The 14,073-nt window shown below is 71.0% G+C and carries 13 protein-coding genes; 4 read left to right on the top strand and 9 right to left on the bottom strand.

Annotation, left to right across the window (positions count from 1 at the left end):
- Positions 1 to 14 precede the first annotated feature (14 nt).
- Complete coding sequence (locus P5P86_RS02475; protein WP_280609697.1) at positions 15 to 656, bottom strand: MerR family transcriptional regulator; 642 nt, start codon at positions 654 to 656, stop codon at positions 15 to 17.
- Between the two features lie 93 nt (positions 657 to 749).
- Between P5P86_RS02475 and P5P86_RS02480 the strand changes: the two genes are divergently transcribed.
- Positions 750 to 1,898, top strand: coding sequence for an acyl-CoA dehydrogenase family protein (locus tag P5P86_RS02480; RefSeq protein WP_280609698.1), 1,149 nt, complete (start codon positions 750 to 752; stop codon positions 1,896 to 1,898).
- A gap of 35 nt (positions 1,899 to 1,933) precedes the next feature.
- Here the strand turns inward: P5P86_RS02480 and P5P86_RS02485 are convergent, their stop codons facing one another.
- The 8 genes from P5P86_RS02485 to P5P86_RS02520 form a co-directional block, all read right to left on the bottom strand.
- Complete coding sequence (locus P5P86_RS02485) at positions 1,934 to 2,590, bottom strand: TetR/AcrR family transcriptional regulator (protein WP_280609699.1); 657 nt, start codon at positions 2,588 to 2,590, stop codon at positions 1,934 to 1,936.
- 25 nt (positions 2,591 to 2,615) lie between these two features.
- A complete protein-coding gene (locus P5P86_RS02490; RefSeq protein WP_280609700.1) occupies positions 2,616 to 3,647 on the bottom strand; it encodes an AurF N-oxygenase family protein in 1,032 nt (343 codons plus the stop codon).
- 85 nt (positions 3,648 to 3,732) lie between these two features.
- On the bottom strand, positions 3,733 to 5,235 hold the full coding sequence (locus tag P5P86_RS02495) for a flavin-containing monooxygenase (protein WP_280609701.1): 1,503 nt from the start codon (positions 5,233 to 5,235) through the stop codon (positions 3,733 to 3,735).
- A gap of 42 nt (positions 5,236 to 5,277) precedes the next feature.
- The gene (locus P5P86_RS02500; protein WP_280609702.1) at positions 5,278 to 6,396 is read right to left on the bottom strand and encodes an LLM class flavin-dependent oxidoreductase; all 1,119 of its coding nucleotides are present in this window, start codon (positions 6,394 to 6,396) and stop codon (positions 5,278 to 5,280) included.
- A 27-nt stretch (positions 6,397 to 6,423) separates the two neighbouring features.
- Complete coding sequence (locus P5P86_RS02505; protein WP_280609703.1) at positions 6,424 to 7,536, bottom strand: LLM class flavin-dependent oxidoreductase; 1,113 nt, start codon at positions 7,534 to 7,536, stop codon at positions 6,424 to 6,426.
- Positions 7,533 to 8,924, bottom strand: coding sequence for an NtaA/DmoA family FMN-dependent monooxygenase (locus P5P86_RS02510; protein WP_280609704.1), 1,392 nt, complete (start codon positions 8,922 to 8,924; stop codon positions 7,533 to 7,535). Before P5P86_RS02510 ends, P5P86_RS02505 begins: the two co-directional genes overlap by 4 nt.
- A gap of 18 nt (positions 8,925 to 8,942) precedes the next feature.
- The gene (locus tag P5P86_RS02515) at positions 8,943 to 10,157 is read right to left on the bottom strand and encodes an LLM class flavin-dependent oxidoreductase (protein WP_280609705.1); all 1,215 of its coding nucleotides are present in this window, start codon (positions 10,155 to 10,157) and stop codon (positions 8,943 to 8,945) included.
- Between the two features lie 35 nt (positions 10,158 to 10,192).
- A complete protein-coding gene (locus tag P5P86_RS02520) occupies positions 10,193 to 10,984 on the bottom strand; it encodes a GNAT family N-acetyltransferase (RefSeq protein WP_280609706.1) in 792 nt (263 codons plus the stop codon).
- 110 nt (positions 10,985 to 11,094) lie between these two features.
- Here P5P86_RS02520 and P5P86_RS02525 point away from each other — a divergent pair, with 110 nt between their 5' ends.
- The 3 genes from P5P86_RS02525 (at position 11,095) to P5P86_RS02535 (ending at position 14,014) form a co-directional block, all read left to right on the top strand.
- Complete coding sequence (locus tag P5P86_RS02525; protein WP_280609707.1) at positions 11,095 to 12,087, top strand: amino acid ABC transporter permease; 993 nt, start codon at positions 11,095 to 11,097, stop codon at positions 12,085 to 12,087.
- Complete coding sequence (locus tag P5P86_RS02530; protein WP_280609708.1) at positions 12,084 to 12,869, top strand: amino acid ABC transporter ATP-binding protein; 786 nt, start codon at positions 12,084 to 12,086, stop codon at positions 12,867 to 12,869. Before P5P86_RS02525 ends, P5P86_RS02530 begins: the two co-directional genes overlap by 4 nt.
- Positions 12,870 to 12,967: 98 nt before the next feature.
- Complete coding sequence (locus tag P5P86_RS02535; protein WP_280609709.1) at positions 12,968 to 14,014, top strand: transporter substrate-binding domain-containing protein; 1,047 nt, start codon at positions 12,968 to 12,970, stop codon at positions 14,012 to 14,014.
- The last annotated feature ends 59 nt before the right edge of the window (positions 14,015 to 14,073 follow it).

Here is a 14,073-nt window from a genome sequence, read left to right on the forward strand (position 1 = left end):
GCGGGTAGCGCGGGTCACACGCTCCGGCGCAGGCTCCGGCCGATGGTGCGGTTGACGGCGGTCTGGAACGAGATCATCACCGACTGCACCACCAGCCCCCGCAGCCGCGGCAGGCCCTCCTCGAGCACCGCCAGCTCGCCCGGCGAGTGGTGCGTACGGCGCCACGGGTCGAGCACCTCGTCCTCGAGCAGCGTCCGCAGATCGCCGGCGAGGGCGTCGAGGTGCCGCTCGGTGAGCTCGTGCGCGGCGGCCAGGGCATCGCGGGAGAGGCCGAGCCGGCGCAGCTCGCGGCCGATGTCGCGCAGCACCTCGTCCGCGTCCGGCATCGTCCAGGAGGTGATCATCGCCCGCTGCATCGCGAGGTCCTCCACGGTGACGTCCTCGGGGAGCCGCGCCAGGTAGCGCTCGATCGCCTGCAGCGTGAAGCCGTGCTCCTGCAGCGCCGTCGTCAGATCGAGGCGGGCGCGGTGCTCGGGGCCGTAGTAGGCGACCCGCCCGCGCCGGACGGGAGGGGGCAGCAGCCCCAGGCTGGCGTAGTACCGGATGTTGCGCACCGAGACGCCGGTGGCCTCGGCCAGCTCGTCGACGGTGAGCATGCCGTCGGCGGCCCCCGCCATCGTCGGCTCGGCGGCGGTCTCGGATCGGGTCTGCGCCATGCCGGTGGACCCTACCCTCCCGTCTTGAAACATGACAGTTCTGCTGTCACAGTGCTGGCAGGCCCGTCTCGTCGTACCTGTTGGGGGAGCACCATGCCGACCAAGCCGTCGATCTACGAAGCAGAGCACGAGGACTTCCGCGCCAGCGCGCGCGCCTTCCTGGAGCGAGAGGTGGTGCCGCACCACGAGCAGTGGGAGAAGGACGGCATCGTGCCGCGCGAGGTCTGGGCGACGGCCGGACGGGCCGGGCTGCTCTGCTTCGACGTCCCGGAGGAGTACGGCGGCGCGGGCATCGACGACTTCCGCTTCAACGCCGTGCTCACCGAGGAGGTCACCCGGATCGGCGCGAGCGGTCTCGGCTTCTCGTTGCACAGCGACATCGTGGTGCCCTACCTGCTGCACCTCGGCACCGAGGCGCAGAAGCAGCGCTGGCTGCCCGGCTGCGTCAGCGGCGAGCTGATCACAGCGATCGCGATGACCGAGCCCGGCGCCGGCTCGGACCTGCAGGGCGTGCGCACGACGGCCGTCGACAAGGGCGACCACTACGTCCTCAACGGCTCCAAGATCTTCATCACCAACGGCATCAATGCCGACCTCGTCGTGGTGGTGGCCAAGACCGAGCCGGACAAGGGCGCGCACGGCATCTCGCTGCTCGTGGTCGAGCGCGGCATGGAGGGCTTCAGCCGCGGCCGCAACCTGGACAAGATGGGCATGAAGGCGCAGGACACCGCCGAGCTCGTCTTCGACGACGTCGTGGTGCCCAAGGAGAACCTCCTCGGCGAGCTCAACGGCGGCTTCGTGCACCTGATGACCGAGCTGCCGCGCGAGCGCGTCTCGGTGGCGGCCATCGCTGTGGCGGCGGTCGAGCGGGTGCTGGACCTGTGCCTCGACTACGCCAAGACGCGCGAAGCCTTCGGGCGGCCGATCGGGTCCTTCCAGAACACGCGTTTCGTGCTCGCCGAGATGGCCACCGAGGCGCACATCGCCCGGGTCTTCGTCAACGACTGCATCCTCAAGCTCAACGCCGGTGAGGTGGACACCTCGCTCGCCTCGATGGCCAAGTGGTGGACCACGGAGCTGCAGAAGCGGGTCGTGGACGCAGGCGTCCAGATCCACGGCGGGTACGGCTACATGAACGAGTACCCGATCGCGAAGGCGTACGTCGACAGCCGCATCCAGACGATCTACGGCGGCACGACCGAGATCCAGAAGGAGATCATCGGTCGCTTCCTGGGCGTCTGATCGCGGACGGAGGCACCCACCGGGCGGCGGGCGCGCTAGCGACCCGTCGGAATCGGACCGTCGGGGTCGAGCACGTGGCCGTAGGCGCGCAGCCGTACGTCGAGGACCGCCCAGGCGCTCTCCACGACCAGGTCGGTCAGGTGCTCGCGGTCGGGGACCTTGGCACCGAGCTGGAGCCAGCGCCGCACGGTGGCGAAGACCGCGCCGACCAGGCCGTGCGCCAGCGGGTCCGCGGCCGCCACATCGGCCTCGCTGACCTCTGCGCCGCCGGCGCGGAAGGTGGCGACGAGCGTCTCCGCGATCCGGCCGGCGATCTGCGCGATCGCCTGCCCCAGGGGGCCGTCGGCGGCGTCGAGGTCGGCGAGCTGGTGCAGCCGCGGGTGCTCGGCGGCCCAGTCGATGTAGGTGGCCGCGACCCGGTGCAGCGTCTGGCGGATCGTGCCGGCGAGCACCAACGAGGCGTCCAGTCGCTCGAGCAGCCCCGCGAGCACATGGCGCTCCATCGCCAGCTCGACGGCCCGGCGGTCCTCGAACTGCCGATAGAGCACCGACCTGCTCAGTCCCGCGCGGGCGCCGATCTCCTGGAGCGAGGCGTTGACGTTGCCCTCGTCGTACAGGGCGATGGCGGCCGCGATGATGCGCTCACGCTGGGCGTCGTTGTGCGCCTCCCAGCGCGTCGAGCGTCCGTCCATGACGGACCAGGGTAGCGACCAGCGCTCAGGCGGCCGCACTGCTCGGCTCGGCGCGGAACCGCGCCGGCCGGCCGTCGACGCCCCAGAGCCTCCAGGCCCACCGGGTCAGCGGGGTGCGCAGGCCGATCTCGTCGGCCAGCATCCGTACGTCGGAGAAGAGGTCCCGGCGGAACTTGGCCGCCTCCGGACCGTTGCCCCACACCTCCGCGGCGACGTCGTCGGGGATGCCCATCAACGCTCGGTCGGCCCTGCTCGGCACCAGGATCACGTCGGCGCCGAGACGCAGCGACATCGGCCACATGATGCCGAGCCAGACGCGAGCGATGGCGCTGCGGTTGGGCACATGGTGCTCCAGCCAGGCGTGGGCGAAGCCGATGTGGCGGGCCTCCTCGGCGATGTGGATCTGCATGATCCGACGCAGCAGCGGGTGACCGCCGCCACGGCGCATCAGGTCCTTCTGCACGTGGTCGATCGGCTCCTCGCCGGCCAGGATGATCGTGAAGAACATCGTCGGACTCATCCAGCCGAACTGCGCCACCAGCGGGATCACGTTGACCAGCCACCGTGGCCCCCCGGTCACCTCGGGACAGACCCGGTTGGTGAACTCCTGGAACATCTGGATGTGGTGGGTCTCCTCGGTGAGCTCGTGCATGAAGTAGCGGAACTCGGGGTTGTCGTTGGGCGTGCGCAGCAGGAAACCGGAGCCGCCCTGGAGCAGCAGCTGCTCGAACTGCGAGCCGATCTTGGTGATCAGCGCGAGCCGGCGCCGGCCGATCTCGATCTGCCGCTCGCGGGACAGCGATCGGTACCACGGGTGTGCGCCGAGCGGATCGACGCTCGGCAGGATCCAGCGCTCGTCGTCCTCGACCAGCGCGTACGCCGGGTCGTCCCACGGCACGTCGCGGAACGCGTTGAAGCACCGCTCGACCGACGCCTCCGACAGCGTGCGCAGGACGTCCTCGTAGGACTGCCCGCCCTGTCGTCGGACGGGCGGCGCCGTCGCAGGGCCGCGGGCACCGCCACCGATCACACGCTTGGCCAGGGTCACAGGAGCCATCGGACACCTCCGGAGGACGACGATGACCCCACACTATCCAGGACACGGTGTCCTGCATAGCCGTTACGCGCAGATCCTCCGGGTGTCAGGAGAAGCGGATGACCCCGTCCTCCACGTCGCGGCCCATCACCCGCAGGTCGGCCAGGTAGTTCTGCTTGAGCATCCACGGCGCCCGGTCGCCCTGGCGCGGCATCGTCTCGGCCGCCCGCTGGATGTAGCCCGAGGCCAGGTCCATGAACGGACGCTCCCCGACGCTGGGATCCCGTTCGACCAGCGCCTCGGTGAAGCCCTGCGAGCGCATGTGGCGCAGCAGCTTGACGACGAACTCGCCGACCAGGTCGGCCTTCAGCGTCCACGAGGCGTTGGTGTAGCCGATGGTGAAGGCGAAGTTCGGCACGCCGCTGAGCATGAGGGCCTTGTAGGACATCGTCTGTGAGACGTCCACCGGCTTCCCGTCGACGTGCACCTGCACGCCGCCGAACAGCTTGATCCGCAGGCCGGTCGCGCTGATCACGATGTCGGCTTCCAGGGTCTCGCCCGACTCCAGCTCGATGCCCTTGGCGGTGAAGGACCGGATCCGGTCGGTGACCACGCTGGCCCGACCCTTGCGGATGGCCCGGAAGAGGTCGCCGTCGGGCACCACGCACAGGCGCTGGTCCCAGGGGTCGTACGGCGGGGAGAAGTGCTCGGCGGCGTACGCCTCCGCCTCCTGCTCGCTCATCCCGGGCTGGCCGGGGCGCGCGGTCAGCTGCTCGACGACGTTCTTGCGGACCATCCGCTTCATCAGCTCCGGCTTGCGCCGCGAGAGCTGGTAGGAGCCGACCAGGATCAGGATGTTGGCCCAGCGGGTCGCCTCGTAGCCGGCCTTCCGGCGCAGCCCCTTGAACGGCACGAAGTCGGGCAGCCGGCTGCCGCCCAGGAGACGGGCGAGCGGGTCCTTCGCCGGCCGCGACATGATGTACGTCGGTGTCCGCTGCAGCATGGTGATGTGCTCGGCCCGGTCCGCCATCGCGGGCACCAGCGTGACGGCGGTGGCGCCCGACCCGATCACCACGACCTTCTTGCCGGTGTAGTCCAGATCCTCGGGCCAGTGCTGCGGGTGCACGAACGTGCCCTCGAACTCGGCCAGACCGGGGAACTGCGGCTTGTGGCCCTCGTCGTAGTCGTAGTAGCCGGCGCAGGCCCACAGGAAGTTGGCGGTGAACCGCTTCTCGCCCTCCGGGGTGGTGGCGGTGACAGTCCACTGCTTGGCCGCGGTGTCCCAGTCGGCGGCCGTGACGGTGTGCTGGTAGCGGATCAGCTCGTCGACGCCGTACTCCCGCTCGATGGTGTGCAGGTAGTCCAGGATCATGTGACCGTCCGCCAGCGAGCGATCGCTGGGCCAGGGGTGCCACCTGAAGCCGAAGGTGAACATGTCCGAGTCCGAGCGGATGCCCGGATAGCGGAACAGGTCCCACGTCCCGCCGCTGGCCTCCCGGCCCTCCAGTACCGCGACCGACAGCTCCGGCAGACCCTGCCGCAGCTGCGCGGCCGCGCCGATGCCGGACAGCCCGGCTCCCACGATGAGGACGTCGACGTGCTCGCTCATGGGAGAGACCGTACCCGCAAGTAACCTCGACCGGGAGGGGTCTCAGTGACCTCGGCGGCCCCATTCCGTGGCGAGCAGCTCGTAGGAACGCACCCGGTCCTCGTGGCCGTGCGTGATCGTGGTGACCAACAGCTCGTCGGCGTCGGTGGCACGCTGCAGGGCCTCGAGCTGATCGGCGACCTGCTCGGCGGTACCGACGAACTGGGTGTCCACCCGGTCCTGCACCAGCTCGCGGTCGGCCTCGCTCCACGCCCAGCGCCGGGCCTCGTCCGGCGTCGGGAACGGGATGGCGCCCTCGGCGGTGCGGATGCTGCGCACCCACAGGCCGTAGCCGGTGGCCAGCTCCCGGGCCTCCTCCTCGGTCCGGCCCACCACGACGTCGGCAGAGATCAGCACGTACGGCGCCGGCAGCTCGGTCGAGGACTGGAACGCGGTCCGGTAGGACCGCACCGCGTCGAGGACGGTGGCGGGCGCGACGTGGTAGTTGGCGGCGAACCGCATGCCGCGCCGGCCGGCCGCCTCGGCACTCTCGCCGGCACTGCTGCCCAGGATCCACAGCTGCAGGTCGGCGTGCTCGCCAGGGATGACGTGCGCCTCCTCGCCCTCGGGCGACTTGTAGGTGCCGTCGATCAGGGCGAGCACGTCGTCGACCTGCTCGGCGTACTCCTGCGACTGGGCCCCGGGAAGGGTCAGCAGCCGCTTCTGCAGCGCCAGCCGCGGCGAGGCGAGCAGGTGCGCGTAGGAGAACCTCGGCGGGATCAGCACACCCTCGGGTGTGCGGCCGACGAAGGGCTCACCGGCTGGCTGGCCGGTCGCCGGCGGCTTGCCGCCGGAGCGTCCCAGGCCGAGGTCGAACCGGCCCGGGTGCAGCGCGTCGAGGAGGCCGAACTCCTCGACCGTCGCGAGCGCGGTGCGGTGGCCCATCTGGACCGCGCCGGAGCCGAGCCGGATGGTGCGGGTGGCTTGGGCGAGGAAGCCCAGCACGACGGCCGGCGAGGTGCCGGCGACGCCGGGGTTGAGGTGGTGCTCGGCGATCCAGTAGCGGGCGTAGCCGAGGCGCTCGGCCTGCTGGGCGAGGTCGAGGGTGCGGTGCAGCGCCTCGGTGGCGGTCGAGCCGGACGAGATCGGCACCAGGTCGAGGACGGAGAGCGGTGTTGGCACGGAGGTTCCCTTCGGGAGGAGCGGCCGTCAGCCGGTGACGGTGAACGGTGCGGGGACGTCGTCGGGGTCGAGGTGGTCCTCGAGGAGCGGACCCGGCCCCCAGCCCAGCGGCGGATCGGGGTACTGCGCGCGCAGCACCGGTGCGATGTCGGAGCCGAACAGCTCGAGCGAGGCGCGATGCTCGGCGTCGGTCAGGCCGCCGGCATCGGCGTTCAGGTGGACCACGCTGTGGCCGAACCGCTCGTGGTAGCGGCCGACCTTGTCGATGACCTGCTGCGGGCTGCCGATCAACGCCGAGCTGCGCTCGACGAAGTCCTCCAGGGTGCCGAAGACCGGCGCGACGCCCAGCCTGGCCTGGAAGGCCAGGTAGCCGGCGAAGACGGGCCGGTAGGCCTCCAGCGCCTCCTGGCTGGTCCGGGCGGCGTAGAACCCGGCGGTGCCGGCACCGACGGTGGCCAGCGCCGGGTCGTGGCCGTAGTGCCGCCAGCGCTCGCGGTAGTGGTCGATCAGCTCGGCGTACGGGTCGATCGGGTGGGTGACGTTGGCCGAGAACAACGGGTCGCCGTAGCGGGCGGCCAGGTCCACCGATGCTCGCGAGGTCGCGCTGCCGTGCCAGATCCGGATCGGCCGCTGGTAGGGCCGCGGCCAGACCTCGGCCTCGACCAGCGGCGGCCGGAACCTGGTCTCGTAGGTGATCCTGTTCTCCCCCCACAGTCGCCGGAAGACCTCGTAGGACTCCGCGTTGCGGTCCCATTGGTCCTCGGGGGTGACCTGGAACAGGTCGCGCTGCGCGGCCCCGTTGCCCTTGCCGATGATCAGCTCGAGGCGGCCCTCGGAGAGGTGGTCGAGGGTGGCGTAGTCCTCGTAGGCGCGCACCGGGTCGAGCAGGCTGAGGGTGGTGACGGCGGTGAAGAGTCTGATCCGCTCGGTCCGGGCGGCGAGGTGGCTGAGGACCACGGTGGGGGAGGAGGAGATGAACGGCCGCTCGTGCCGCTCCCCGACGCCGAACCCGTCGAAGCCGAGCTCCTCGGCCAGGACCGCGTTCGCCACCACCTCCCGGAACCGCTCGTGGGTCGACTTCTGCGCACCCGTGAACGGATCGGCGGCGTGGACGATCAGCGAGATGGCGATGAACTTCACGCGGTGGCCCGCTTCGCCGCCGCATGGTCGGGGTGGGCAAGACCCAGGTTCTCCCGCAGCGTGGTGCCGTCGTAGGCGGTGCGGTGCACGCCCAGCTCCTGCAGGATCGGGACCACCGTGTCCACGAACGGGTCCAGGCCCGACGGCGTGATGTGCGGGACCAGGATGAAGCCGTCGGCGACGTCGTCCTGCACGAAGCGGTTGATCGTCTCGGCCACTGTCCGGGGAGTGCCCACGAACGCCTGCCGACCGGTGACCTCGACGATCAGCTCGCGCGTGGTCAGGTTCTCCGCCTCCGCCTTGGCGCGCCACTGCGCGGCGACCTCGAGCCGGTCCCGGTGCTGGCGGACGCTCGCCCGCCCCTGCGCGATCAGACCGTCGACATCGCTCTCGACCGGGTCGAAGGAGGGCAGCGGCCCGTCCGGGTCGTGGTCGGAGAGATCGGTGTTCCACAACTGCTCGAGGAACTTGATCGCCGTGGCAGGGGAGACCTGCTGGAAGCGGATCTCGCGAGCGGCCTCGGCGGCCTCCTCGTCGGTGTCGCCGAGCACGAAGGTCGCGGCCGGCAGGATGAGCAGCTCGTCGCGGTCGCGGCCGTACTTGGCCAGCCGCCCCTTGACGTCGTCGTAGAAGGCCCGACCCTCGTCGTACTGGCTGTAGCGGGAGAAGATCGCGTCGGCGCTGGCGGCCGCGAACTCTCGGCCCTGCTCGGACTCGCCGGCCTGGAAGATCACCGGACGACCCTGCGGGCTGCGCGGCACGTCGAACCGACCCTCGATGTCGAAGTGGGCGTCGTGGTGGCTGAACGCACCGGCCGTCGCGGAGCCGAGGAAGCGGCCGCCGGCCTTGTCCGCGACGACGTCGCCGGGGCTCCAGGAGTCCCACAGCTCGACAGCGGTGTCGAGGAACGTCTGGGCGCGCTCGTAGCGCTGGTCTTGCGGCAGGTAGCCCCCGCGGCGGAAGTTCTCCCCCGTGAAGGCGTCCCAGCTGGTCACCACGTTCCAGGCGGCGCGCCCCTCCGAGAGATGGTCGAGGCTGGCGAACTGCCGGGCCACCTCGTAGGGCTCGTTGAAGGTGGAGTTGATCGTGCCGGTCAGGCCGAGGTGGTCGGTGACGGCGGCCAGCGCGGCGAGCACGGTGAAGGTGTCGGGCCGGCCGACGACGTCGAGGTCGTAGATCCGGCCGCCCTGCTCGCGCAGTCGCAGCCCCTCGGCGAGGAACATGAAGTCGAAGAGCCCGCGCTCGGCGCTCTGGGCGAACCGCCTGAAGCTCTCGAACTCGATGTGGCTGCCGGAGGCGGGGTCGCTCCAGACGGTGGTGTTGTTCACGCCCGGGAAGTGGGCGGCGAGGTGGACCTGCTTGAGCGGCTTGCTCGGGTTGCTCGTCATGGAAGGCTCCTGGGTCGCTCAGGCGGACTGGGCGGTCGCGTAGCGGTTGGCGGGACGGGACAGGCCGAGGTGGCCGCGCAGCGTGTCGGTCGCGTAGGACGTGCGGAACGCGCCGCGCCGCTGCAGCTCGGGCACGAGGCCGTCGGTGATCTGGTCGAGGTCGCGCGGCAGGGCGGCCGGCCGTAGCCGATAGCCGGTCAGGCCGGACGCCTGCCACTCCTGCAGCAGGTCGGCCAGACCCGCCGGGGTGCCGACGAAGATCTCGGCGTCGTTGGTCAGCGCGGCCCCGGCGCGCTCGTCGAGGCGCCGCTTGCGGGCCTGGGCGGCGGCGTCGGTGTCCTCGAGGACCACGACCAGGTCCCCGAAGAGATGCACCGTCTCCTCCGCGCGGCCGGCCGCAGCCTGCGCCGTACGGATCTGGCCGACGATGTCGGCCGCCTCGGCCGCCGAGTGCGGCGTGACGAGACCGAGGTCGGCGGAGGTGGCGATGAGCCGGTAGGGGATCTCGGCGTGGCCCAGCGCGGCGACGATCGGCTGTCCCTGCGGCGGGCGCGGTGTGATCGAGGGTCCCTTGACGGAGAAGTGGCTGCCCTCGAAGTCGATGTAGTGCAGCTTGGCGTTGTCGATGAAGCGGCCGGTCGCGGCGTCGCGGATCTCGGCGTCGTCCTCCCAGCTGTCCCACAGCCGGCGCAGCACCTCGACGTAGTCGGCGGCCTCCGCGAAGGCCTCGGTCACGCGACGGCGCAGCTCGGGGTCGGACCAGTCCAGCTCGCGGGCGGAGGCGAGCGCCTCGATCCGGCGGCGGCCGAAGTGGGCGGCCTCGTCAGCGCGGGCCGAGACCTGGACCCGCACGCCGGCGCGGCCGGTGGCGGCGTAGTCGAGGGTGGCGATCGCCTTGGAGAGGTGGAACGGCTCGGTGTGGGTGACCACCGCCGTCGGTACGAGGCCGATGCGACTGGTCCTCGGCGCGACGCGGGCGGCGATGAGGGTGGCGTCGAGCCGACCGCGGACGCGATCGGTGCGCTCGTCGGGCGCGAACGGGTCCTCCGACTGCAGCCGCAGGGCGTCCTCGATGGTGACCAGATCGAGGAGACCGCGCTCGGCCTGCCGGACCAGGTCCACCCAGTACGACGGACGCAGCAGGTCGGAGGGACGGGCGTCGTCCTCGCGCCAGGCGGCGGGGTGCCAGCCGGCACCGTCGAGGGCGAGGGCGAGATGGAGATGCTCAGTCATGGTCTTCCTGGTTCGGGTGTCGGGGTCAGGGGCGGTCAGGGGCGCGGGGTGCGCAGGGCGGAGAACGTCGTCTCCTTGCGCAGCGTGAAGCCGAGCTGCTCGTAGAGACGGATGGCGTTGGTGTTCGCCGCCGAGGCATGCAGCAGGACGCGGTCGCCGCGGGCGACGATCTCGTGGGCGACGGCACGGACCAGCCGGCCGGCGAGGCCCTGGCCCCGGGCATCGGCATCGGTGCAGACCGCGCTGATCTCGGTCCAGCCCGGTGGCCGTAGCCGCTGGCCCGCCATCGCCACCAGGCGACCCTCGCGCCGGATGCCGAGATAGGTGCCGAGCTCGACCGTGCGCCGCTTGAACGGACCCGGCTTGGTGCGCTCCACCAGCGCCAGCATCTCCGGTACGTCCGAGGCGCCCAGCACCACTGCCTCCGGATCGGGCTCGGGCACGAGCGACTCGGCGATCATCTGCACGCCTCGCCCGCTCTCGACGACCTCCCAGCCGGCCGGGGGCTCGACCGACGTACCGGTGACCGGGACGATCTCTCCGGGACCGACGAGACGGGCCAGGTCGTGCCAGTCCTGCTCGGTCGCGCGGTCCGGCAGCGCGGTGAACACCGAGACGTCGGGCTGGTAGCGGACCGCGTCGCCGTACCGCTGCGCGAAGCGCTGATGCGGTCCGGTCAGCGCGTGCCAGGCGGGGTTGTCCAGCACCGCCAGGCCGGTGTCTGCGGGGGTGTCCGCGGGGGTGTCCGCGGGGGTGTTCGTGGGGGCGCCGGTGCTGGTGCGTGCGGCGGGTGCTGGTTCGGCCGGTGCCGGGTCGACAACTGTCACGAGAAGCCTTGATCCAAGAGTTTGTCTAGAAATCTGATCTACATTGACAACATACACCGCAACCACCTACGTTCTGCAACCAGTTCGAGAGCCCACCCGAAAGGTGAGACATGAGCAGCGCCCGCGCCGTCGACACGGCGACACCCCGCCAGGAGGTGGTTCCGGCCCCACGGGGTGAGGAGGCCGCCCGGGAGCTCGCCGGCCGACCGGTGACCCCGCGCCGCCACTACGGCTGGTGGATCGCCTCGGTGGTGGTCCTGGCCCTGCTCGCCGAGCTGGTCCTCAACATCGCCCACAACGACGCCTGGGAGTGGGGCAGGTTCGGCCACTACTTCACGCTCGACGTGGTGCGTCACGGGGTGTTCCTGACGCTGGAGCTGACGGCCCTCAGCGCTGTGCTCGGCCTCGTGGGCGGGGTCGTCCTGGCGCTCGCCCGGCTCTCCGGCAACGGCCTGTTCAGCGGGCTGAGCTGGCTCTACATCTGGTTCTTCCGGTCGCTGCCGCTCAACGTGCTGCTGATCCTGCTGTTCAACCTGGCCTACTTCTTCCCCCACGTGGGGCTCAAGCTGCCCTTCCTGCCGACGCTCTTCGGCCACGACACGGTCTCGATGGCGCCCTTCGCCTGGGGACTCATCGGCCTGTCGCTCAACGAGGCCGCCTTCGCCGCGGAGCTGATCCGTGGCGGCATCCTCTCGGTCGATCCCGGGCAGATCGAGGCGGCCAACGCCCTCGGCCTGCCCCCCTCGCGGCGGCTGCGCCGGGTCGTCCTGCCGCAGGCGCTGCGCACGATCGTCCCGGGTTACGTCAATCAGCTGGTGGGGCTGGTCAAGGGCACCTCGCTGGTCTACTTCGTCTCGCTGGTCGACCTGTTCGGCATCGTCAACCAGCTGGAGAGCACCAACCCGCAGGACGTGGTGCCGATCCTGATGGTCGGTGTCGCGTGGTACCTCGTCATCGCCGCCGTGCTGACAGTGGTGCAGTTCTACGTCGAGCGCTTCTTCGCCAGGGGCGCGGTGCGGACGCTGCCCCGCACGCCGTTCCAGCGCCTGGTCGACGGGCTCAAGCAGGCGCGGCTGCGGCTCGCCGAGGCGGTGACACGATGAGCGCGCTTACCGCCGTCCCGTCCGTCCCGGCGGTGGAGATCCGCAACGCCCACAAGGCCTTCGGCGGTGCCGAGGTCATCCGCGGGATCGACCTCTCCCTGCCCACGGGCGGGGTCACGGTGATCCTGGGCCCGTCGGGCTCGGGCAAGTCGACCCTGCTGCGCGCCATCAACCACCTCGAGCCCCTCGACCTCGGGTACGTCGCCGTCCACGGTGAGCTGATCGGCGTGCACGAGCGCCGCGGGCGGCTGCACGAGCTGCCGGCCGCGGTGGTCCGGCGCCAGCGCACCCGGATCGGATTCGTCGCGCAGAGCTTCAACCTCTTCCCGAACCTGACCGTCGCGGAGAACGTCGCCGAGCCGCTGCTCGCCCACAAGCGGGCCGGCAAGGAGGAGGCCCGCGCCCGCGCCCTCGCGCTGCTGAGCCGGGTCGGGCTCGGGGAGCGCGGCGATGCCTACCCGCGCCAGCTCTCCGGCGGTCAGCAGCAACGGGTCGCCATCGCGCGTGCCCTGGCGCTGCAACCGGAGGTGCTGCTGTTCGACGAGCCCACCTCGGCGCTGGATCCCGAGCTGGTGGGCGAGGTGCTGGCGGTCATCCGCGAGCTGGCCACCGACGGCCGCACGCTGGTCATCGTCTCGCACGAGATCGGCTTCGCCCGCGAGGTCGCCGACCACGTGGTCTTCATCGACGGCGGCGTGGTCGTCGAGCAGGGGCCGCCCAGCCGGGTGATCGACCACCCGACCGAGGCGCGCACCAGGGAGTTCCTCGGCAAGGTCCTCTGACCCTGCCGTCCGCCTCGCCCGGGCGGACCCGCGCCTATCCCCACGATTCCCCAGACCCGACCGGCACAGGGCCGGTGGGTGCGAACCCGAGGAGAACCATGTCCATCGCCCGACCCTTCCGCCGCGGTCTCGGCGCGGCCGCGACCGCCGGCGTGCTCAGTGTGGCGCTCGCCGCCTGCGGCAGCAGCTCGGCGTCGGATGACGCCGCCGCGGGTGCAAGCCCTTCCACCGCGAGCGGGACCACGTCGGTGGCGATCGCCACCGCTGCCGGGCAGCAGTACAAGCTGACCCGCATCTCGGTGCCCGTGGTGGCATCGATCCGCCAGGAGCTGCCAGCGGCGATCCTCAAGAGCGGGGAGCTGACCATCGGCGAGGGCGCGCTGCCCTCCGGGTTCCCGCCGCTGGCCTACGTCGGCACCGACAACAAGACGTTCACCGGCGCGGAGCCGGATCTCGGCCGCCTGATCGCGGCGGTTCTCGGCCTCAAGCCGGTGATCAACAACTCGACGTGGGACAACCTCTTCGTCGGCATCGACTCGGGCAAGAACGATGTCGGCTTCTCCAACATCACCGTCACCGAGGAGCGCAAGCAGAAGTACGACTTCGCCTCCTACCGGCAGGACAACCTGGCGCTCGCCGTGAAGAAGGGCACCACCTGGACCTTCGACCGCAACGATCCGCGCGGCTATGAGGTCCTGGCCGGGAAGAAGGTCGCCGTCGGGTCCGGCACCAACCAGGAGAAGATCCTGCTGCACTGGCGCGACCTGCTGAAGAAGGAGGGCAAGACGCTCGAGGTGAAGTACTTCGCCGACGACACCTCGGCCTGGACGGCGCTGGCGTCGGGCCAGATCGATGCCTACTTCGGCCCCAACCCCGGCATCGCCTACCAGGAGTCCATCACCAAGGGCACGCCGAAGGAGGTCGCCACCGCCGGCACCTACTCCGGTGCCGGGGCGTCGCTGCAGGGTCTGATCGCTGCGACGACGAAGAAGGGGGACGGCCTCGTGCAGCCGCTGGCCGATGCGATCGACTACCTGATCAAGAACGGCCAGTACGCCGCCTGGCTGGCGGCGTACAACCTGTCCAACGAGGCGGTGACCAGCGCTCAGGTCAACCCGGCTGGCCTCCCGCTCAGCAACTCCTGAGGCCGGTTCCCGCCGCCACCTGGACGGCCCCGCGATCACTCGATCGCGGGGCCGTCCGC

Origin of the sequence: Nocardioides sp. BP30 (genome assembly GCF_029873215.1) — a bacterium.
Taxonomy (GTDB): Bacteria; Actinomycetota; Actinomycetes; order Propionibacteriales; family Nocardioidaceae; genus Nocardioides.

What these genes read in the sequence shown, in the direction of transcription:
- P5P86_RS02475 (WP_280609697.1), bottom strand. Translation starts at nt 656, where the DNA reads ATGGCGCAGACCCGATCCGAGACCGCCGCCGAGCCGACGATGGCGGGG.
- P5P86_RS02480 (WP_280609698.1), top strand. Translation starts at nt 750, where the DNA reads ATGCCGACCAAGCCGTCGATCTACGAAGCAGAGCACGAGGACTTCCGC.
- P5P86_RS02485 (WP_280609699.1), bottom strand. Translation starts at nt 2,590, where the DNA reads ATGGACGGACGCTCGACGCGCTGGGAGGCGCACAACGACGCCCAGCGT.
- P5P86_RS02490 (WP_280609700.1), bottom strand. Translation starts at nt 3,647, where the DNA reads ATGGCTCCTGTGACCCTGGCCAAGCGTGTGATCGGTGGCGGTGCCCGC.
- P5P86_RS02495 (WP_280609701.1), bottom strand. Translation starts at nt 5,235, where the DNA reads ATGAGCGAGCACGTCGACGTCCTCATCGTGGGAGCCGGGCTGTCCGGC.
- P5P86_RS02510 (WP_280609704.1), bottom strand. Translation starts at nt 8,924, where the DNA reads ATGACGAGCAACCCGAGCAAGCCGCTCAAGCAGGTCCACCTCGCCGCC.
- P5P86_RS02515 (WP_280609705.1), bottom strand. Translation starts at nt 10,157, where the DNA reads ATGACTGAGCATCTCCATCTCGCCCTCGCCCTCGACGGTGCCGGCTGG.
- P5P86_RS02525 (WP_280609707.1), top strand. Translation starts at nt 11,095, where the DNA reads ATGAGCAGCGCCCGCGCCGTCGACACGGCGACACCCCGCCAGGAGGTG.
- P5P86_RS02530 (WP_280609708.1), top strand. Translation starts at nt 12,084, where the DNA reads ATGAGCGCGCTTACCGCCGTCCCGTCCGTCCCGGCGGTGGAGATCCGC.
- P5P86_RS02535 (WP_280609709.1), top strand. Translation starts at nt 12,968, where the DNA reads ATGTCCATCGCCCGACCCTTCCGCCGCGGTCTCGGCGCGGCCGCGACC.